This window comes from Nocardia aobensis NBRC 100429, from assembly GCF_000308375.1.
GTDB lineage: Bacteria > Actinomycetota > Actinomycetes > Mycobacteriales > Mycobacteriaceae > Nocardia > Nocardia aobensis.
Map to the genome: position 1 here is coordinate 1 of NZ_BAFQ01000118.1, position 18869 is coordinate 18869.

Here is an 18869-nt window from a genome sequence, read left to right on the forward strand (position 1 = left end):
CCCCCCGTCGATGCTGAATTACGGCCCATTGCCGTGAATTCGCCATATTCGCTCCGCCCGGTCTCAGTGTCGAGCGCTGTAGCGGACGAACTCTGTCTACCCCCTTTATATTTCGATAAGTCGGCGTCGCGGGGCGGCCCGGTTGCTTCGCCGCCTCGTTTCGCGCCGTTCACAGAGAACGCCGAAAGACCCCGGAAATCTTCGGGCATTCGATACCTTTCGTCGCGGCGGCGGGGTCGGTCGACCGCGACCGGACCGACGGGTCGGGCCACGGGTTCGCCGGACCCCAGCCGGCATGACGGGCGCGGCTGAGTCGGGCGTGGATCGCACGACGCGGCCGATGTCATGGGCGGCGAAGAAGCTCGTGTCCGGAACATGAATCCGATTGCGCTGAAAGCTTTCTCCTCAGCGAGCGCTTCGGAGATCCACGCCGGGGCGCAAGCCCCGTGATACTGGACATCACCCAGTCGATCGACGAGGAGGATGTCCGTGCCCGCACTGTTCTTACTCGAAGGCCAGGGCCCTGAGGTGGCACTGCAAGGGTTCCTGCGCCGACACCCGTGGGTCCGGATGAGTACCGACCCGCTGTTCGTGCACCACGATCGCGGTGCGCCGACACGGCGGGTCGCCCTCGTCTCCGGCGGCGGTTCCGGCCACGAGCCGATGCACATCGGATTCGTCGGGATGGGAATGCTCGACGCGGCAGTACCGGGGAAGATCTTCGCCTCGCCACACAATCGCCAGGTCTACGAGGCGAGCAAGGCCGTCGCTCGTGACGGTGGGGTGCTGCACATCGTCAAGAACTACACCGGAGACAAGATCAATTTCGGTATCGCCGCCGAACGGCTCGCCGCCGACGGTATCGAGGTCGACCGGGTGCTCGTCGACGACGACGTCGCCACAGAATCCGGCGAGACGGCCACGGGACGGCGCGGGACAGCCGCGACCATCGTCGTCGAAAAGATCGTCGGCGCCGCCGCGGACCGCGGTGACACCCTCCCCGCGCTGGCCGCGCTCGGCCGCGAGGTGGCCGGGAACAGCCGCAGTATCGCGGTGGCCACCGAGGCACTCACGTCACCGAATACCGGGGCGCGTGCCTTCGAACTCGAACCGGATCAGCTCGAATACGGCGTGGGAATTCACGGCGAACGCGCCTCGACCTCGATCACCAGGCCACCACTCGCCGAACTCGTCGAGCGGATGCTCACCGATATCCTCACCTCACTGCCCGGTGATCATCGAAAGCCGTTGTTACTGTTGGTCAATGGACTCGGCGCGACGACGGAACTCGAACTGTGCACAGTTCTCGAACTCGCGGCGCGCACCCTCACCGCCCGGGGCTGCGAAATCTCGGCGGTCCAGGTCGGCACATTTGTTTCAGCACTGGACATGAGCGGCTTTTCGATCACCCTCACTCAACTCGCCGACGGCTGGCTCGATCTCTGGCATGCCCCCACCACCGCACCCGCCTGGAAGGACGTCGCGCGATGACCGGTGAGGCGATGAAGACACTCGACAGCCTCGTTATTCGACTGCAAAAGGTGTTCGTCTCGGCCGAGCCCGCGTTGACAAGGCTGGACGAGATCACCGGCGACGGAGATTTCGGCGTCAATCTGCGCGAGGGCTTCGCGGAGGTCGCCGACCGCCTCGGCGCACCGGACTCCCCCGAACCGTGGGATACGGTGCGAGCGGTCTTCCTCGACGAGGTCGGAGGCACGAGCGGCCCGCTGTTCGGACTGCTGTTCCAATCACTCGGCACCAACGCGGCACAGTCGGATTCCTATATCGACGCCCTCCGGATCGGTATCAGCGATGGGCTCGCCGCAATCCAGCGCGTCGGCGAGGCACAAGTCGGCGACCGCACCATGGTCGACGCTCTTGCTCCAGCCGTCGAGACTCTGAATGACAATCGCGAGATCGCCGCGATGGTGAGCGCCGCCGTGGACGGGGCGTTGTCCACTGCGACCCTGCGGGCACGTCGCGGTCGCGCGAGTTACCTCGGCGAACGCGCCGTCGGCCACCCCGACCCCGGTGCGGTAGGCGTGGCGCTGCTGCTGTGCGTGCTCGCGGAGCCGGTCTCCGGAACAGAGATATCGAACGGGGAGCGCGAGCGTCTGCTCGATTCGGTTTCCCGGGCGGCACCTGACAACGATTGAGGCGCAGGCCTTTTCGGATTTCCGAGACGATCGGTCGACAACTGCAGCCCCGACTTCGCCGATGCCGATAGCTCAGGCGGCGGCTGTCGTCCAGGTCGGGGGCGTGACAAGCGCGAAAAGCGCAGACGAGGGACGGCAATGACTACCGCCGAAACTTCCTTCCATTGGGAAGTACTTTCCGGTATGCATACGATTTTCGGGAATTGTTCTGCAGTACAGCGAAAGTGAGACCTCGGTGTCCACTCCCAGGAGAGGTACGCGGCGGCTATCGATCGTCGGCGCGGCGATATCCGGTCTCGCGGCCGTGACGGTATCGACGACCGTCGGCGCGGGATCCGCTCAGGCCTCGCGGCCCCGTGAAGCGTTCTGCTCAGCGGTTCCGGTCGACAGCCGTGTCGATATCGAATGCACGAATACCGACGTGGGCCCGGCAACCGCCGGAATATTCGTCATGTGCAGCGACCTCCGCCCGCTGGTCCAGGAGGTACGGATCCGGCCCGAATCGACAATCACGTCGAGCCAGGACTGCGGCCCCGGCGCACACCCGATCTCGTGGAACGTGAACGCCAAGAGCGACCATGAGCGCGACCGCGAACGCGACGCCGAGATCGACCACGAACGCCTCTCCGGCCACGATCACATCTGAGTCCGCCGTTCGGTCACCGAGCGTCCGAATCGAGCTCGCGCCAGCAGGCACCCTTATGCCTCGGACGACCGTGCCGCCGCCGTCGGTCCGCCAGGGATCTCACCCAGCTCGTCCGATCTCTCCCGCGGCGACAAGGTCCGTGACAACCTGTGGAATGACAGCGCCGCGATAATCGGCCTCACGACGGGTAGTCGCAGGGTGTTGTCGCCCGGTCGAGTCCTGGCACCTTCGACGAGGGAGCTGATATGGCATCCACCACCGCGCAGCAGTCGGGCAAGCTCGATCGCAGCGTCATCGTCACAGGACTCGTCGTCGTGTCCGGCATGATCATGGTGGTTCTCGACACCACCATCGTGAACGTCGCCTTGGACTCGTTGAGCACCGAACTCGGCGCGACCCTGTCCACAACGCAGTGGGTGGTGACGGGTTATCTGCTGGCGGTCGCGCTCGTCATCCCGGCCACCGGATGGGCGATGGACCGGTTCGGGCCCAAACCGGTCTGGCTCACCGCGGTGAGTCTGTTCGTAGCGGGGTCGGCGCTGTGCGCAGCCGCTTGGTCGATCGAAAGCCTGATCGCCTTCCGCATCCTGCAGGGACTCGGCGGCGGCATGCTGCTGCCCGCCGGGCAGGCGATCATCACCCGAGCCGCAGGCCCGCAACGCCTCGGAAGGGCCATGGCCATCCTCGGTGTCCCCATGCTGCTGGGGCCGGTTTTCGGACCGGTGATCGGCGGCCTGCTGGTCCAGTACACGAGCTGGCACTGGATCTTCCTCGTCAACGTTCCGGTCGGTGTCGTCGCCCTCATGCTCGCGGTCTGGAAGCTCCCCCACGGTGACACCGTGCCCGAGCACGGCCGCCTCGACCTGCGGGGGCTGATCCTGCTTTCCGGCAGCCTCGTCTGCCTGCTCTACGGGCTGTCGCAGGCCAGCTCGCACGGCGGATTCACCGAGTGGGGTGTGCTCGGCTGGCTCATCGCCGGCGTCGTGGGCCTGGCCCTCTATACCTGGCACAGCCTGCACAAGGGAGCCGACTCGATCGTCGACGTCCGCCTGCTCACCAACCGGGTCTTCGCCAGCGGAACCATCGCGGTCTTCCTCGTCGCCATCGGATTGTTCGGCGGCATGCTGCTGCTGCCGCTGTACTACCAGACCGTGCGCGGACAAGGCCCGCTCGACGCCGGCCTGCTGCTCGCGCCCCAGGGATTGGGCGCGATCGTGGCAGTGGTGATCGGTGGCCGGCTCACCGACCGTATCGGCGCAGGCTACGTGGTTCCCGTCGGCGTCGTGCTCGGCCTCATCGGCACCCTCCCGTTCACGCACGTGGGCACCGGCACCTCATACGTCTGGCTCTGTGTGGCCTTGTTCGTGCGCGGTATGGGCCTCGGTGCGGTGATGATGCCGACCATTTCGGCTGCCTACACGGAACTGGGCAAGGACGCCGTGACCCGCGCGGCACCCACGCTCTCGGCCATTCAGCAGGTCGGCGCGTCGCTCGGCAGCGCCTTGCTGGTGACGGCGCTGACGCAGCATCTCTCCGGACAGCTGGCCGAGCACGGAATGCCTTCCGGCAGTGGCGGTTCCGGCCAGATCAGCTCCGTCCCGCCCCAACTCATGCCGATCGTCGGGCCACTGCTCGCCGACTCCTTCGGCTTCGCGTTCTGGGTGGCGTTCGGGCTTACCGCGGTGATCATCATTCCGGCCATGTTCCTGCCTCGCCACGCTGCGCGGGAGCGGGAGGAGACACCGGTGGCGCCGGGCATCTGATCGACTCGGATCGTAAGACTCGCACGGCCCCGCTCCCGCAAACTGCACATACTTGTGTCGCAAATTGAACATTCAGCACTCGCATATCGAATATGGAACCGTCGCATATCGCACATGCCGGGATGTATCAACAGCACCATGCCTCCTGGAAACCTGCTGCCCAGACGTGCTGCCGCGGCCATCGGAGCCGCCCTGGCGGACGCTCGCGTGGTGCTGGTCAATGGAGCACGGCAAGCCGGTAAGAGCACGCTCGTTCGGCACATCGCCAGCCAATCGGCCGCGGAACGGCGCGACCGACCGACCACGGAACCGCGAGGCAGCAGTGGCCGATCCCGAGGGGTTCATCGAGACATCATTCTCGAGGACGCACACGGCCGGGTCGTCGGAATCGAGGTGAAGGCATCGAACACAGTCCGCGGTGACGACTTCCGCGGATTGCGGCGGCTCGCCGACCGGCTCGGGGATGACTTCCTGGTCGGCATCGTCCTCTACACCGGCACCGATACCCTGCCGTTCGGCCCTCGGCTCCGCGCTATGCCGGTTGGGGCCCTATGGGAGACCGGAACCAGCTGAACGAGACTGCACGCTTGACCGGCGGATTTTGAAGCAGGCAGTATCGTCGGCAACTCCTGCTCGAGCCTCGAACACGATTCGCGGAGCGCCTGCCGCAGGAGCCCATTGTCGACGCCGCCGTAGGTATAGTCGAACAGATGGAAAACGAGCGAGAGGTGCAGCGCGCCAAGGGGAAAGTCTGGCGCTGGAACGAGAAGCGTGCCACCGGGATAATCGAGACCGAAGACGGTTCGCATGTCTGGTTCGGCCTCGACTCGCTGGGAGAACACAAGAATTTCGGTGACGTTGCCCTCGACGACTCGGTTGAAGTGGAATACGAGGCAGCTCAACAGGATTCACACGATCTTCGGGCCACCAAAGTTACTTGGCCCTGAACCTCGCCACCATAAGTAGGGCTCTGCTCGAACCATGGTGCGACCAGAGCCCCTGAACTCCGTAGCCACTGACGGTCAGGCGCTGAAATCGATCGCTGTCACAACATTCGACGGCGTGGGACCAGCATCCGTCATGACCTTGAAGTCACACCGACTGCGAAGGCTGTAATTCACCCCTCCCCGGATCGTCACACTCGAATGCAGCAGGTAGTCCGCCGGGATATCCGCATGATTGTCGGAGTATCCCGAAACTCCGCTGATCGTGGTCCAACAACTCATCGGCCCCAAGACGATCGCCTGAACCGAAGGACTCAACCGGAGCGACCAGGCAAACGTCATGCTCGAATAGGCCACCTGACCGGTGAAACGCGCGACATTGTTCTCCCGGACCCACGACGGATCATTGGGTGTGAACTGATGAGATGCGGGAACCGGCTGTGCCGATGCCGGTACAGCCACCCCAACGGATAAACCCCCCAGCAGGAGAACTACTGCTGCGACCGCCCTCTTTATAAACATGTTGCCCTCCCCAACAACGCAGGGGCGTGAAACCGATTGCTCCACAATGTGTTCCCCCGCGACTATGTTGCTCGCTAGTTATGACGCAGTGACGACCGGGACGGTTCCCCACCGTGCAAATTGATCCATATCTTTCTGAGACGGCGGTGACCGCGAAAGAGATTCAGCCGCCGGTCACGGAAGAGTCCACAGCCGCTCACACGGCAGTCGGCGCCAATCCTGGAGCGGCACTTCGAAAGTCACGCTCATGGCCGCGTAGTCAGCGGACCAGTGCATGACGAATCGCATCGCGGCCGATATGCACGCAACGAACCTCAGCTCATGTTCGCTGGGGACCTTGATCAGAACACAGAGGCCGATATCCGGTTCATCCGGCAGCGGCGACTCTCGTTGATTTCCAGTAGGTTCGGCGAAGCTCATCGCGACCCGCTAAGGCTTCCCGACCGGGAAGTACTCGGCCAGACCTGCGAGAACATCGAGCAGCGTTTCGAGGTTCACACCCTCCGGTAGCGGGGCGTCGCTGTCAGGTCGCGGCCGGAACGGAATGTCGCGCGCAGCTGCACGTTCGCGCGGGGTGTCAACGGGCGGGACGATCTTGCCCTCGCGCACGAGGAGGCTGTACGCGCTCGACTTCCGGGCGCAGGTAACCGCTTGGCACTTCAAGTGCTGCTGCATGATTCGCTGTGCCGAGACCACCGTGAGCGGATGCTCCGGGTGTGCATGGTCAGCGTCTCCCGGGCTCAGCACAGCTGCGGCCCACGTCACCGGAGGGCAGACGGTCTCCAGGTCGAACAGCTCGCACACCCGGCTCGGAGTGTGCCCGACCGTTTCCAGGTCGTAGACGATCATCGCGTCGACACCGAGGCCGGCGGCGAGGCCGAGCGCGTACCCAGTCGGATCGGCATCACCTGCTGGTGGCTGCACGGTATAGGAGTAGACGTATCCCATACGCTCAGCATGGCGACGGATGCGCTCCGCGTGCTCCGGAGCTCGCGGGCCAGAGACATCGGCGCGTATCAGGCCGACTGCGATGGGTCGCCGCGCTTTCCGTGTTCCGGCATTCATACCCTGTCCTCTCGTTTGGCCATCCTGGTCGACACCCGCCCTCGAGCGCGGGCGGTGCATTCAGTAGGCCAAGGCGCACAAGACTTTTCGATCACACAGCGGGGATATCACCGGCCAATCTGATAATCTCGCGGTGAGATAAGCTAAGCGCTGGTGGGCGCTTAGAAGGGGGCAGGCGTGCATGGATCCGCGTTCGCACCGGTCGTGGTTCCCTCCGAAATCTGGACACGTGAGGATGTCCGGCGTCTTCTCACCGATCGGGATGTCGCCGGCATCCTCCGGCTGGTGCAGCAACACACCGGCGCCAGCCAGCAACGCTTGGCCACGGCGCTGGCCATTTCCCAAGGCCGAATCAACGAACTGATCAACCGGCGTCGGCAGGTCACCAGCCTCAGTTCATTTCAGCGACTGGCCGACGGACTGGGAATGCCGGACCCAGCCCGGATCGCGTTGGGACTCGCACCCAGGAACGACCGTTCGATGACATCGGACAGTCCCATCGAGATCACCCGCAACTACCCGACTCAGGCCGACGCTGCCGCGGACATCCGTACCGCGGTCCGTAATGCGGCGACCGTCGATGTCATGGCGGTGCGCGGGCTCGGCATACTGGGATTGAAGGACTCACTTCTTCGCGAGGTCATCCCGGTCGAGACCCGTCTACGCGCCCTTCTCCTCGACCCCGACTCGGCTGCCGCCGCATACCGTGCGCAGGAGGTCGGTGAATCAGGAGAGTCGTTCTCTGCCGGAATTCGCCTCTCCCTCTCCCGATTGCGTGAATTCGCCTCTGCCGGACGTCCAGTCGAGGTCTACCTGTACGATCACGTCCCGGTATGGCGGATCATCAGCATCGATGGGCCGCGCGGAATCATGTTCGTCTCCGCCTTCACCGATCACCGCGACGCCCATGCCTGTCCCACCCAACGGATCGAGCCAAATCCCGGCGGGATCCTGCACCACGCCCTGCGCCGGACTATGGAACAGACCATCACCACTGCACACCGCGTCGTCTGACCAGCGACAGAAAGGCAGCGCCGTGATCGAGGCAGAGTACAAAGCCAGACTGACCGCCCCAGAGCGGGTCCGGGCCGCCCTACGCGAGCGAGCCACTCCCAATATCGTGTTGTACCAGGACACCTACTACGACACCCCGAGCGGCGACCTCGACCGCGGCGGCCGTGAATTCCGCCTCCGCACTGTGGAGGACTCCTCCGGCGGACAGCGGCATGTACTCACCTTCAAAGACCCCGCCATCGACGAGGCGACCGGGTCCAAACCCGAATTCGAAACCCTTGTCGCCGATCCAGACGCCATGGACGACATCATCGCCCGGCTCGGCTACCAACCCGCCCTGTGCTTCACCAAGCGATGCGAGAACTTCGAATTCACCGCATCTGGTAGGCGCATGCTCGCCACAATCGCGAGCGTCCCGGAGATCGACGGCACCTTCCTCGAGCTGGAAACCCAAGCCGAAGAACCCGAATTGTCCCATGCTTTCACGGACCTGAAGACGATACTGACAGAACTCGGCGTCACCTCCGAAGAGCTGACTACCGAGCTGTACACCGACGCGGTACGAAAGGCACGTCGCTCAGTGGATCCTCGTTGAGCGTGCACGGTCGTCTGGACCACAGAAGCGTTGGCAAACGGCGAGCTGGACGGCCTATCGGTGTTTCGATGGTCCTACGGCCGGGCGTTCAGTGCACTGGCACGGCAGAAAGGCCGCCCGTAGAAGTCATGTGGCCTGACGGTGCAGTGCGCGATTAGTAGCCATCAAACCTGAGACATACCGAACGAAGGTGTGTCGCCAGATCTGGTACCTCTGATGCCTCTCACTCCGGCAGAAGGCTTGCGGCTCAGCATCAGCGCGCACCCAGGAGATCCTTCGGAACCTACCGGGGAATGAGTTCCGGCGATCGGCCGGAGGGGAGGCCGTATCGAGACGACAAGATGTGGGCCGAGGACGACGATCGTGGCCGGAAATCGATCGCGAATTTTGACATCGCTGTGCGAGCGTGTCATCAGGGGCTGCGGAAGAGGCCCCTCCGAATGGGGTCAGCCGGCTGACAACGCGAGCCGAGCTCTGACCGCTGTCAGTGTCTCGGCCGGTTCAGTCCCAGAAGTTGAAGAGAGCTTCGCCGAGAGTCTGCGGCTTCCAGTACCTGACGTCATCAGCGTCGATTGTCAGGCCAGCACCGATGTTGGTAGTTCAAGCCTCGATGACGAACGGATCGGCGGGTCGGCGATGTCGGGATTCGCGGTCAGACGCCCAGTTTCGCCATTAGAACCACCTGGAGTCTTCTCGACAAGAAGCCTTCGGACCAAACTGCCCAACTCCTGTTTCCGGCGCCTACCAAGCGTTCCGGCCGCGGCATCATGTGCGAGTCGCCGATCAGTGGTATGGGCTCAGCTGCCGTACAACGATTCTCGCGCCCGCGCATAGACGTGACGGATCCGCGTCCCCAGAGCACTGTCGACAGGTGCCGCAATCTCGACAGTCCCGGCAGCGGTCCATTGCGGCGGTTCGGCGCGGCCGCGCAACGCCCACGCGGCCTGTCGCGCCGCGCCCAACGCCACGTACTCCTCCGGCTCCGGCACGGTCACTGCCGCACCGAAGATCTGTGCGGCGGTCTCGGCGACGAATGCCGAACGCGATGCGCCGCCGATCAGCAGCACTCGCCGAGGGGTCGCGCCGGCTGCGCGTAGGCGGTCGAGCGCATCGGCCATGTTGCACAGCATTCCTTCGACGGCGGCGCGGGCCAGGTGTGCGGGTCGCATTGTCTCCGAACGCAAGCCGTGCAGGCTGCCCGCCGCGTGGGGCAGGTTTGGGGTGCGTTCGCCGGACAGGTACGGCAGCAGAACGAGTCCGTCGGCGCCCGGCGGGGCCTGGCGGGCGAGTGCATCTAGTTCGTTTATGCGGATTCCCAGAGCTGTAACCATCGCCTCGAGCACCCGGGCGGCGTTCAGCGTGCACACCAACGGCAGGAATTGTCCTGTCGCGTCGGCGAATCCGTTGACGAACGGATCGGTGTTCAGCCGCGAGGTGCGTGCGAACGCGGTACCGCTGGTGCCCAGCGAGATCACCACGTCGCCGTCACCGATTCCGAGTCCGAGCGCCGCCGCCGCGTTGTCCCCTGCGCCGGCAGCTATGACCGCGCCCGATGCGGTGCGTCCGGCACTCTCGAACGGTTCCAGCACTGTCGGAAGCTCCGGGGTTCGGCCGCGGAAAGCACTGGCCAACAGGTCTTCTCGATACCGGCCCGCCACCGGGGACCAGTACCCGGTGCCCGAGGCGTCGCTCCGATCGGTCGCCGGCGCAGCATCACCACCACCGCGCAATCGCCAGGTGAGGTAGTCGTGCGGCAGCATCACCCGGGTCACCCGGTCCGCGAGCTCGGGCTCGTGGTCGGCCATCCAGCGCAGTTTCGCGACAGTGAAGGCGGCGACCGGGACGCTGCCGACCGCGTCCAGCCACGCTTGCGGTCCGCCCAGTTCCGCGACGAGGTCGTCGGCTGCCTCGGCGGAACGAACATCGTTCCACAGCAAGGCATCTCGTACCGGTCGGTGCGAGCTGTCGAGTGCCACCAAGCCGTGCTGCTGGCCGGCGATCGACACGGCGTCGACGTTGTCGAGCAACCCCTCCCCTGCCTGCCGCAACGCGGTCCACCATGCCTCGGGCGCGACCTCGGTGCCGTCGGGGTGCGGTGCGTGTCCGCGCGCCAGGACCTCACCGGTGTCCGCGTCGCACACCACGACCTTGCAGGATTGGGTGGAGCTGTCCACTCCGGCGACGGTGGCCATCTATCCGCGCGGGGCGATCTGAATCTTGCGGCCGACGCCGTCGCGGAATGCCTGCAGCGCTTCGGAGAACTGGTCGAGGGCGAAGGTGTGGGTGACCATGGTGTCGGCGTCGATCGCGCCCTTGCAGACGAGGTCGACGGCGCGGCCGAAGCTGTGCACCACTGCCATCGAGCCGACGACCGTGATCTCGTCGTTGTAGATGCGGAAGGGGGAGAACGACGCCGTCGCGTCGCCGGGGGCTACGCCGAACTGCTGGTAGGTTCCGCCGCGGCGGACGCGGGTGAGGCCGTCCTCGATTGCCGGGATCGCTCCGGTGCAGTCGATGACGACTTCCCAGCCGCGCGGGCGGTCGAACTCGTCGGCGTTCGTGGCGACCGCGTCCGCGCCGAGTGCGCGGGCGACCTGCAAGCGGTCGGTGTTGAGATCGACCACCGAGATCGAGGCCGCGCCCGCGGCGACCGCGAGTTGCAGCATCATCAGGCCCATCGTGCCGGCGCCGTAGATCAGGTAGTGCGAGCCCAGCATTCGTGGCAGGCCGTCGAATCCGTGGACGGCGCACGACAGTGGTTCCACCAGGGCGCCGTGTGAGGCGGGGAGGTCGTCGGGCAGTCGGTAGCAGTTGGCGGCCGGGACAGCGACGTACTCGGCCATTGCGCCGTTCACCGTGTCGCCGATTGCGCCCCAGCGTTCGCAGAGGTTGCCGCGGCCGATTCGGCAGTAGTGGCAGGCGCCGCAGAACAGTGACGGGTCCACGGCTACCTTCTCGCCGGTGCCCGGGCCGTCGACGATTTCGCCGCAGAACTCGTGGCCGGGGACGATCGGGTATGGCGTGGGCGGAAATTCGCCTTCGACGATGTGGATGTCGGTTCCGCAGATCCCCACCGCGGCCACCTGGACCACAACCTCGCCTGGGGCGGGAGTCGGGTCGGGAATCGTTTGCACCGAGTACTCGCCGGGTTTCTCGATCACCAGCGCGCGCATCTACCTTCCCCTTTCCTGGTACCACCATGCGGTGGTGGCGATATCGGCGTCGGCCAGCGGCAGATACCGCCCGCCGTCTTGCCAGCCCAGCGCTTGCAGCGTGACGCGTAGTTCCTCGTGGAAGCGGATCGGATCACGGACGTGCCAGCGATACATGCCGAACCGTTGTTTCGGCGTGTAGATCTCGTCATGTGGAAGTACTTGGTGCAGGCCGAGATACGGGCTGGAATAGTCGCGGTAGGAGCCGTCCAGGTCGAAGTTCCAGGCGCCGCCGAAATAGTCCTCGGTGCCGGTGCCGCAGATGGTCGGGAATTCGTCGTCTCCGTCGAGGTGGAACTTGATTTCGCCCTCGCCCCACCAGCCCGGCGCATTCGGTGCGATCGCCAAATAGGTGCCGACGTAGCGGCCGCGGCCTCGGACCTCATCGACAATGGTGTGAACTGCCGGTGTTCCGAGCGGATTGCTTTGTCGCCGTTGGGAATGCAGGTAGCCGACGTCCTCGCCTACCGCGGTCTCGTCGTAGGTGAGCTGATAGTAGACCGGCACCGAGCGGTCGGTCGGGTTGTGCAGGGTGACACGCGCGTGCTGACGAAAAGGCATGGGCCAGAAACTGTTCAACCCGCCGGCGGGTGCGACCACCACCATTTCCGAACTCACCAGTGCCAGTTCGTCCCAGCCGTTGCAGAAGAAGTCGCCCAGCGGCACGTCGATCGACGGCTGCGATTCGTCGTCCCAGGTGAAGTTCAGTGTCAACCCACGCAGCACCGTGCGGTCGGTGGTCAGCCAGAAGTGCCGGATCACGCCCGGCCCGGAGACGTCGGCCAGTGTCGCGGTGGATCCGGCGGCCAGGTCGATCGACGGTGATACCTTCCAGCCGATACCGAGATCACGTGCCGCGCCCGCACCGGTGCCGGTTTCGGCCCGTGCGCCCGCGCCCGGCGCGCCGGTCGGGTTCTCAGGGCTGATCGAGCGGGTACGCGCCCGGTCCAGCCGCCAGAGTTCAGCCATGGTCCGCCGTCCGATGTTGTTCTGCGGCAAGAAAATGCGCGATATCCACAGTCGATTCGTAGAGCTCGCGATAGCGCCGGTAGTACTGGTCGTAGATCGCTTGCCGCTCGGCGTCCGGCTCGATCGTCGACGTCACCGGATTCCAGCCGGACGTGTCGACGCCGGCGGCTTCCGCGGCCAGCAGGGCATCACCGAGGCAGGCCCCGACAGTCTCCGCCGGCAACTCCTGTGGCAGACCGGTCACGTCGGACACGATCTGGGTCCACAACCCGCCTTTGGTGCCACCACCGACCGCGACCAGGCGTCTGGCGCGGCCACCGGCCTCGGACATTGCCTCCAGGTTGTGCCGCACCCCGAATCCGGTTGCCTCCAAAGCCGCGCGGTACAGCTCGGCGCGGCCGTGGCTGGTGGTGAGTCCGGCGACGATGCCGCGTGCGTCGGGATCGAACAGGGGTGTTCGTTCACCGGCGAAATACGGCAGCATCAACAGTCCCCGGCTGCCTGCCGGAACCTTGCCCGCCTCCTCGATCAAGTCGCCGAATTCTCCGCCGACCAGGCGGCGCAGCCACTCGGTGACCGCACCCGAGGTGGCCATTCCCGCTGCCAGCGAATAGGTTTCGGGCCAGGCGCCGCAGGTGCCCCACAGGCCGGGGTGTGGACGCGGTTGGGTGAGGATCTGGACCAGAAACATCGTGGTGCCGTACATGACCATCGCGTCGCCGGGCGCGCGCACGCCGACACTGGCGGCTTCCGCCCACGCGTCGACCGTGCCGGTGGTGACCGGTAACCCTTCCGGAAGTCCGGTCGCGGCCGCACCTTCCGCGGTCACCTGACCCACCACCTCTGTGGGCCAGGCGAGTTCGGGCAACCGCAGCCCAGGAGCGCAGCGCTCGGCCCACTCCGACCACTCTCGTTTACGCAGGTCGTACATGGGCACGCACTGACTCGCCGACTGATGGTCGAGGACGTATCGCCCGGTCAACCGGTGCACGAGAAAGGAACTCGCCATCAGCAGCATGCGGGTGCGCTCATAGACGTCCGGCTCGTGCCGCGCCAACCACCGCAGCTTCGGGCCGACGGCCTGGCTGGTCAACGGCGAACCAGCCCGTTCGAGGACGGCCGCCTCGCCCAATTCGTCTGCCAGCTCGGCGATTTCGACCGTCGCCCGGGTGTCGACGCCGTACAGGATGGCCGGCCGCAGCGGATTCCCCTGCGCGTCGGCGGGCAGCAGACACGGACCGATACCGCTGATCCCGAGCCCCTCCAGCCGTGCACCGGCGGCGGCGTCGACCAATTCGCGGGCGATGGCGACGAAGTCCGCCCACCACACCGATTCGGCGTCGTGCTCGACCCAGCCCGGTCGCGGCATCGACACCTCGTGCGGGCGCTCGGACCGGGCGAGCACCGTTCCGTCGGCGTCGGTCAGCACGCCCTTGGAACCGGATGTGCCGATGTCGATTCCGATGAACATGGTCACCGACTGAATTCGTCCACGGTGACGCCCAGCAGATCGCACGCGGCCCGCACGGCCGCGCGATGGTCACCGGGTACGGCGTGAATATGGTTGGCGCCGAACCGGGACAGGAAATCCTCGGCCCGAGCGTCCAGCCGCGCGAACGCGTGCGGCCATTCGCGGGTCGACTGGCTCATCAACTCGTCGTTGGTGGCGTCGTCGTAGGTTTCGAAGTCACCGAGCATCACCTGCATGCGGTAGTTGCCGTCGTTGCGGGTCAGCCGGCCGAAAGTCATCTGTCCCGGTGCCGCGAGATGATGGACGGATGCCCCACCGGCGGGGAAGAAGAACACCTCGGGGTACAGGTGCACCCGGGACAGGTTCTCGGCCGGATCGTCGCTGCGGGCGGCGAACCAGGTGGCGTGCTGGCCGGAGTTGCACAGATCCCAGATGTCGCGGTCCGCATGGTAGTGGCGGACGTCGGCGAACAACACCGGTGTCTTCGAAATCTGTTTGAGCAGTTGCATGGTCAGTGCGCCGTCCATGTCGGCCTCGGTGGCGCACACATGCGTCGGCTTCGGGCCGTTCCAGTCGTACGGGTCGTTGAGGAACGCCTCGGTGATGTCCATCGTGGCGAAGTACTGGGTGAGCTCGGGCTGACCTTTGATACCGGAGAAGTCGATGTTCCATTCGTCGATCAGCTCGCGCACCGCGAGGTAGGAGCGGATCTGGCGCTCCAGCAACTCCGGAGTGAGTTTGTCACCGTCGTAGTGCACGCCCGCGGTGGTCTCCTCCAGCCATGTCCGGGCCTTCGATACCTCGGCCGCGTCGGCCAACTCGGCGCGGCGGACGATCTCCCACTGGTCGATTTCTTCGACGTCGACACCGAAAATGCGTTGCCACTGATCGGTATTCGCGACGGCGGTGTTCATCCCCATCGGCCGGCCCCCGAACCGGCCGAACGTCGAACCGCGCAAGCTCGACACCGCCGCTGCGGCGCAAGCCTGCACACCGATCTTCTCGATCAGGTCCGGGTCGGCCGGGTCGCCCCACAGCCGGGTGTGCGTGCGGCCGATCTGATCCAGCGCTCCCCCGGCGGCCAGCATCCCGACCATTCCGGGCTGCACCGGGTCGATATTCGACAGCAACAGCAACGCGCCCGGCGTGGCTCCCTGCACGAGCATCGTGAAGTGCGGGAACGCCCACACCGCGTAGTGCAGCACGGTGAGATCTACTCCGGCCGAGGCGACTTCGCGTGCCACCGAGACGGCGAGTGTGTTGGTGCTGACCGGAGCGGAGCCGCGCACCACCTCGTGTCCCGCGCCGGTGAGTTCGGCGACGAGCCGGTCCTCATTGGTACGGATGAACTCGGCTATGCCGTCGTGCACATAGTCGCGTCCGTCGGAAATGCTGATTACACCGATACGTGCCACGCCGGATCCCTCCAAGAGACGAACGGTCGGACTACTCGCCTAGAGATATCACTCAGGGTGCGGTTTCCGGTGGAGTTCTCCCGATCTCGAGGGCTGCCAACGACACTCCGCCCTGTCCCCAGCCGCAACTGGTGATCCACAGGTCGCCGTCGTCGATCACCTCGGCGGCATGGGCGGCGATGTGGCCGACGCGGTCGTCGATCCGGAAGTGGTAGGGATCGTCGCTGCGGAACACGTCGGTGCCGAGGTAATCGGGTCGCGGGCCGATGAACAAATACCAGGAACCGTTGTGGCACAGAATGAATGGGGATTCGGTATTGCCGGCCTCTGTTCCGGAGGTGGGGTCGGTGAACGCGATCCGCCGCTCGCTCCAGGTGCGCAGATCGGTGCTCGTGCGGTAGGCGACCACATAGTTGCCGCCCGTCGGCGAACTCGTCGCGGCGTAGTACATCACCCAGCGGCCGTCGATCCACGCAACCATCGGATCGCGGGCATCGTATCCGTCGCGGAACACCGGTCCGGAAGGTTCGCGGGTCCACTCGAACAGGTCGTCGGAGGTGGCCGCGCAGATCAACGCCGCGGTGCGGTCCTCGCCGCCGCCCGCGTAGAACATGTGGTAGCGCCCGTCGGCGCGGATCACGTACGGCGCCCACAGATGAGTCTCGCCGTAGTCACGGTCCACGACCAGTGCCGAGGGGTGTTTGGTCCACGGGCCGTGCAGGTCGTCGGCGGTGGCGTGGGCGAATTCGATCTCGTCGAACGGATTCGCCGGTTCGGTATGGGTGATGCCGAACAGGTGCCAGCGGCCCGATTCGTCGCGAATGATGGTGTGGTCGTTGATGTACCACGGCTGCGGCTCGCCGACGCTCGGGTCGTAGATCGTGTGGAAATGCTCGGCCCGGACGCGCACTGCGGGTCCTGCGGGTCGATCATCGACACCGAGTCGGTCGGCGGCCGGTCCTTCTCGAAACTCGATCTCGGGCTCGGCCATCCGGCACCTCTCTCCTCGGTCTCGTTTTCCCGTCCCGATGCACATCTGCCGGGTGACGCCCGATGCGGATAGGTTCCTCGTGCAGCTCCCGCCGGGGCGATATCAGCCACGCCGCTCCTCGCGCAGGACAGCCACATCGCGATGCCATCCGCTGAGCAGAATTCAACCACGCACTCCCCCGCAGCCGGCAGAATTCCGACCACAATCGCCGTCGGCCTGAGCGGCGAATTCCGCGCGAATAGCGACGATCAGCGGGATCGCCGACACCATCCCCAACGGTGGCGGAGACCGGTATCGCTGTCCGAATAGACTGCGCCCCATGCGGACAGCGATGACGCTCGACAGCGGCCAAGTCGTCAGTTACATCGACCACGGCGGTTCCGGCCCGGCCGTCCTGCTCTTGCACAGCTACCTGATGGACGCGGACATGTTCGCCCCACAGGTTCGTTCGCTCGGCCGGACCTACCGGTTGATCGCCATGGACGAACGCGGTCACGGCCAAACCCCCGCCGACAGTCCGTTCACCTATTGGGACGTGGCCCGCGACGCACTCGAACTGCTCGACCACCTCGGGGTTGACCGGTGCGCGGTGCTGGGGACCAGCCAGGGCGGATTCATCGGTCTGCGGATGGCCCTACTGGAGCCGGACCGGGTTGCCGCGCTCGCGTTGCTCGGAACGTCGGGCGCCGCCGAGAATCCGCAGGTCGCCGCCGCCTACCGGCAGGCTGCCACCGCATGGCGCGAACTCGGGCCGACGCAGAATCTGCTCGATATGAACGCCGCCATCTGCCTGGGTCAGCACGATGCGACCGAGTGGCAGGCCAAATGGCGTGAACTTTCCGGAGATCACATCGACCGTGTCCTGACCCCACTGGTCGAGCGGGACAGCATCCTCGATCGAGCTTCCGAGATCGGCTGCCCCGCCGTGGTCCTGCACGGCTCGGCGGACGCCGCCTATCCGGTCGACCGGGCCGTCGAGTTGGCCGCAGCGCTGCCCAACGCGGGACCGCCGGTGATCATCGACGGCGGCGCGCACTTCCTGTCGCTCACGGATGCGGAGGCTGTGGAGCCGCACCTGCTGGCCTTCTTCGCGAAGTCGCTGCCGGGCTGAGGTCGACATCCGGATCACCGCCGGTGCCGGGGCAGATCAGTCGTCGATGGAGACCTTGTTCTTGTAGAAGGCGACGTACCCCTCTATGTCGGCTGCCGCCCGCTTCGTCTCGGGGTAGTACCAAGCGGCGTCGATGAGGGGGTTTCCGTCACCGACATCCACGGTGTAATAGCTCGCGCGACCCTTCCAGGGGCAGATGCTATGGGTCTCGGTGGGCGTGAAGTACTCCTTCTTGATCGATTCCGGCGGAAAGTAGATATTGCCTTCCACTGTTTCGTAGTGGTCGGACTCCGCGATGGTGACGCCGTTGACCGTTGCCTTTGCCATGCGTCCATTCTGCCCCGGCCAGCGAGCGAGCCCCAGCGCCGAACAGTGGCGAGAGAGCCTACGATCGCCCGGTGACGCTTTCCCCCGCCGACCTGATCGGCTATGTCGCCAGTGGCCTCGACGCCGATCTGAGCCGCTGGTTCCCCGACGCCGAACCTGTTGTCGTGCCCGAACAAACCCGTTCGGCCACACCGTTTCTCGAACGACTGGCACCGACGGACGCGACCGCGCTCGCCGCGCTGGACGCCCGGGTGCGCTCGGGGGTGATGCCGCACTTCCTCGACATATTCGACTGGTCCTACGGTTTCGACTTCGCCGGGAACGACTGCGGGATCCTCGACGCGGACTACACCACCGAACTCACCGATGCCGACGTCTTCTCCGTCGGTGCCGACGGCGGCGGAAATCTGTTCTGTGTACTCACCAATGGTCAAGTGGCGCTGTGGTTTCACGAGGAGGAGGTTCTCGAGGGCGGCACTCGCTTCGACCATCTCGATGTGTTCATCTGGTCGTTCCTGCGCTACCGCGCGGTTCGCGCGGGCCGTCTCGAGCTCGAGGCCGTGGAGGCCGATTTCCGTGCCCTCGGCCAGGATGGCGCAGTGGAACCGGAGCTGGGCCTGCTGAGCCACATGTCGCGACCGACTTCCCACGCGGTGGAGTAGCCGGTC

General features: G+C 65.5%; 20 protein-coding genes. 10 read left to right on the plus strand and 10 right to left on the minus strand.

The window, feature by feature from the left end; translation table 11 throughout:
- On the minus strand, nucleotides 1-209 hold a 209-nt coding region (locus tag RJ03_RS38100), incomplete at its 3' end, for a hypothetical protein (protein ID WP_218000966.1).
- Between the two features lie 280 nt (nucleotides 210-489).
- Between RJ03_RS38100 and RJ03_RS14510 the strand changes: the two genes are divergently transcribed.
- The 6 genes from RJ03_RS14510 (at nucleotide 490) to RJ03_RS14535 (ending at nucleotide 5512) form a co-directional block, all read left to right on the plus strand.
- Complete coding sequence (locus RJ03_RS14510) at nucleotides 490-1491, plus strand: dihydroxyacetone kinase subunit DhaK (RefSeq protein ID WP_086007252.1); 1002 nt, start codon at nucleotides 490-492, stop codon at nucleotides 1489-1491.
- Complete coding sequence (gene dhaL / locus RJ03_RS14515) at nucleotides 1488-2156, plus strand: dihydroxyacetone kinase subunit DhaL (protein ID WP_198163722.1); 669 nt, start codon at nucleotides 1488-1490, stop codon at nucleotides 2154-2156. Before RJ03_RS14510 ends, dhaL begins: the two co-directional genes overlap by 4 nt.
- A gap of 304 nt (nucleotides 2157-2460) precedes the next feature.
- On the plus strand, nucleotides 2461-2802 hold the full coding sequence (locus RJ03_RS38105; RefSeq protein ID WP_036502431.1) for a hypothetical protein: 342 nt from the start codon (nucleotides 2461-2463) through the stop codon (nucleotides 2800-2802).
- Nucleotides 2803-3047: 245 nt separating this feature from the next.
- Nucleotides 3048-4565 (plus strand): DHA2 family efflux MFS transporter permease subunit, encoded by a 1518-nt coding sequence (locus tag RJ03_RS14525; RefSeq protein ID WP_036502434.1) that lies wholly within the window; start codon nucleotides 3048-3050, stop codon nucleotides 4563-4565.
- Between the two features lie 138 nt (nucleotides 4566-4703).
- Nucleotides 4704-5138: a DUF4143 domain-containing protein gene (locus tag RJ03_RS39245; RefSeq protein ID WP_506330218.1), complete on the plus strand. Its 435-nt coding sequence runs from the start codon at nucleotides 4704-4706 to the stop codon at nucleotides 5136-5138.
- A gap of 137 nt (nucleotides 5139-5275) precedes the next feature.
- On the plus strand, nucleotides 5276-5512 hold the full coding sequence (locus RJ03_RS14535; protein WP_036502440.1) for a hypothetical protein: 237 nt from the start codon (nucleotides 5276-5278) through the stop codon (nucleotides 5510-5512).
- Nucleotides 5513-5587: 75 nt separating this feature from the next.
- Here RJ03_RS14535 and RJ03_RS37155 read toward each other — a convergent pair whose 3' ends face one another.
- Nucleotides 5588-6076, minus strand: a complete 489-nt coding sequence (locus RJ03_RS37155) for a hypothetical protein (RefSeq protein WP_157163425.1) — start codon at nucleotides 6074-6076, stop codon at nucleotides 5588-5590.
- Nucleotides 6077-6460: 384 nt separating this feature from the next.
- Nucleotides 6461-6979: a hypothetical protein gene (locus RJ03_RS14550; protein ID WP_036502448.1), complete on the minus strand. Its 519-nt coding sequence runs from the start codon at nucleotides 6977-6979 to the stop codon at nucleotides 6461-6463.
- Nucleotides 6980-7300: 321 nt separating this feature from the next.
- Here RJ03_RS14550 and RJ03_RS14555 point away from each other — a divergent pair, with 321 nt between their 5' ends.
- Nucleotides 7301-8110, plus strand: a complete 810-nt coding sequence (locus RJ03_RS14555) for a helix-turn-helix domain-containing protein (RefSeq protein ID WP_051024692.1) — start codon at nucleotides 7301-7303, stop codon at nucleotides 8108-8110.
- A 22-nt stretch (nucleotides 8111-8132) separates the two neighbouring features.
- Entirely contained in the window at nucleotides 8133-8705 is a 573-nt protein-coding gene (locus tag RJ03_RS14560; RefSeq protein ID WP_036502452.1) for a class IV adenylate cyclase, read from the plus strand.
- 797 nt (nucleotides 8706-9502) lie between these two features.
- Here RJ03_RS14560 and xylB read toward each other — a convergent pair.
- Genes xylB through RJ03_RS14590 form a run of 6 tightly spaced genes read right to left on the minus strand, consistent with a single transcriptional unit; the run spans nucleotide 9503 to nucleotide 16763 of the window.
- On the minus strand, nucleotides 9503-10897 hold the full coding sequence (xylB, locus tag RJ03_RS14565) for a xylulokinase (protein WP_036502453.1): 1395 nt from the start codon (nucleotides 10895-10897) through the stop codon (nucleotides 9503-9505).
- Complete coding sequence (locus RJ03_RS14570) at nucleotides 10898-11878, minus strand: zinc-dependent alcohol dehydrogenase family protein (protein ID WP_036502455.1); 981 nt, start codon at nucleotides 11876-11878, stop codon at nucleotides 10898-10900.
- Complete coding sequence (locus tag RJ03_RS14575) at nucleotides 11879-12886, minus strand: glycoside hydrolase family 172 protein (RefSeq protein WP_036502673.1); 1008 nt, start codon at nucleotides 12884-12886, stop codon at nucleotides 11879-11881.
- The gene (locus RJ03_RS14580; protein WP_036502457.1) at nucleotides 12879-14357 is read right to left on the minus strand and encodes an FGGY-family carbohydrate kinase; all 1479 of its coding nucleotides are present in this window, start codon (nucleotides 14355-14357) and stop codon (nucleotides 12879-12881) included. The genes RJ03_RS14575 and RJ03_RS14580 overlap by 8 nt, the downstream gene beginning before the upstream one ends.
- Before the next feature lie 2 nt (nucleotides 14358-14359).
- Nucleotides 14360-15772: an L-fucose/L-arabinose isomerase family protein gene (locus RJ03_RS14585; protein WP_036502458.1), complete on the minus strand. Its 1413-nt coding sequence runs from the start codon at nucleotides 15770-15772 to the stop codon at nucleotides 14360-14362.
- 52 nt (nucleotides 15773-15824) lie between these two features.
- Nucleotides 15825-16763: a family 43 glycosylhydrolase gene (locus RJ03_RS14590; protein ID WP_083870824.1), complete on the minus strand. Its 939-nt coding sequence runs from the start codon at nucleotides 16761-16763 to the stop codon at nucleotides 15825-15827.
- A 319-nt stretch (nucleotides 16764-17082) separates the two neighbouring features.
- On the opposite strand from RJ03_RS14590, the gene RJ03_RS14595 reads away from it, so the two are divergent.
- Complete coding sequence (locus tag RJ03_RS14595) at nucleotides 17083-17874, plus strand: alpha/beta fold hydrolase (RefSeq protein WP_083870825.1); 792 nt, start codon at nucleotides 17083-17085, stop codon at nucleotides 17872-17874.
- 36 nt (nucleotides 17875-17910) lie between these two features.
- Here the strand turns inward: RJ03_RS14595 and RJ03_RS14600 are convergent, their stop codons facing one another.
- Nucleotides 17911-18201, minus strand: coding sequence for a DUF427 domain-containing protein (locus tag RJ03_RS14600; protein ID WP_036502462.1), 291 nt, complete (start codon nucleotides 18199-18201; stop codon nucleotides 17911-17913).
- Nucleotides 18202-18272: 71 nt separating this feature from the next.
- On the opposite strand from RJ03_RS14600, the gene RJ03_RS14605 reads away from it, so the two are divergent.
- Nucleotides 18273-18863, plus strand: a complete 591-nt coding sequence (locus RJ03_RS14605) for a hypothetical protein (protein ID WP_051024694.1) — start codon at nucleotides 18273-18275, stop codon at nucleotides 18861-18863.
- The last annotated feature ends 6 nt before the right edge of the window (nucleotides 18864-18869 follow it).

Bases quoted from the DNA above. Each gene is read 5' to 3' on its own strand.
- dhaL (WP_198163722.1), top strand. From the start codon at position 1,488: ATGACCGGTGAGGCGATGAAGACACTCGACAGCCTCGTTATTCGACTG.
- RJ03_RS14525 (WP_036502434.1), top strand. From the start codon at position 3,048: ATGGCATCCACCACCGCGCAGCAGTCGGGCAAGCTCGATCGCAGCGTC.
- RJ03_RS39245 (WP_506330218.1), top strand. From the start codon at position 4,704: ATGCCTCCTGGAAACCTGCTGCCCAGACGTGCTGCCGCGGCCATCGGA.
- RJ03_RS14535 (WP_036502440.1), top strand. From the start codon at position 5,276: ATGGAAAACGAGCGAGAGGTGCAGCGCGCCAAGGGGAAAGTCTGGCGC.
- RJ03_RS14550 (WP_036502448.1), bottom strand. From the start codon at position 6,979: ATGGGATACGTCTACTCCTATACCGTGCAGCCACCAGCAGGTGATGCC.
- xylB (WP_036502453.1), bottom strand. From the start codon at position 10,897: ATGGCCACCGTCGCCGGAGTGGACAGCTCCACCCAATCCTGCAAGGTC.
- RJ03_RS14570 (WP_036502455.1), bottom strand. From the start codon at position 11,878: ATGCGCGCGCTGGTGATCGAGAAACCCGGCGAGTACTCGGTGCAAACG.
- RJ03_RS14575 (WP_036502673.1), bottom strand. From the start codon at position 12,886: ATGGCTGAACTCTGGCGGCTGGACCGGGCGCGTACCCGCTCGATCAGC.
- RJ03_RS14580 (WP_036502457.1), bottom strand. From the start codon at position 14,357: ATGTTCATCGGAATCGACATCGGCACATCCGGTTCCAAGGGCGTGCTG.
- RJ03_RS14590 (WP_083870824.1), bottom strand. From the start codon at position 16,763: ATGGCCGAGCCCGAGATCGAGTTTCGAGAAGGACCGGCCGCCGACCGA.
- RJ03_RS14595 (WP_083870825.1), top strand. From the start codon at position 17,083: ATGCGGACAGCGATGACGCTCGACAGCGGCCAAGTCGTCAGTTACATC.
- RJ03_RS14600 (WP_036502462.1), bottom strand. From the start codon at position 18,201: ATGGCAAAGGCAACGGTCAACGGCGTCACCATCGCGGAGTCCGACCAC.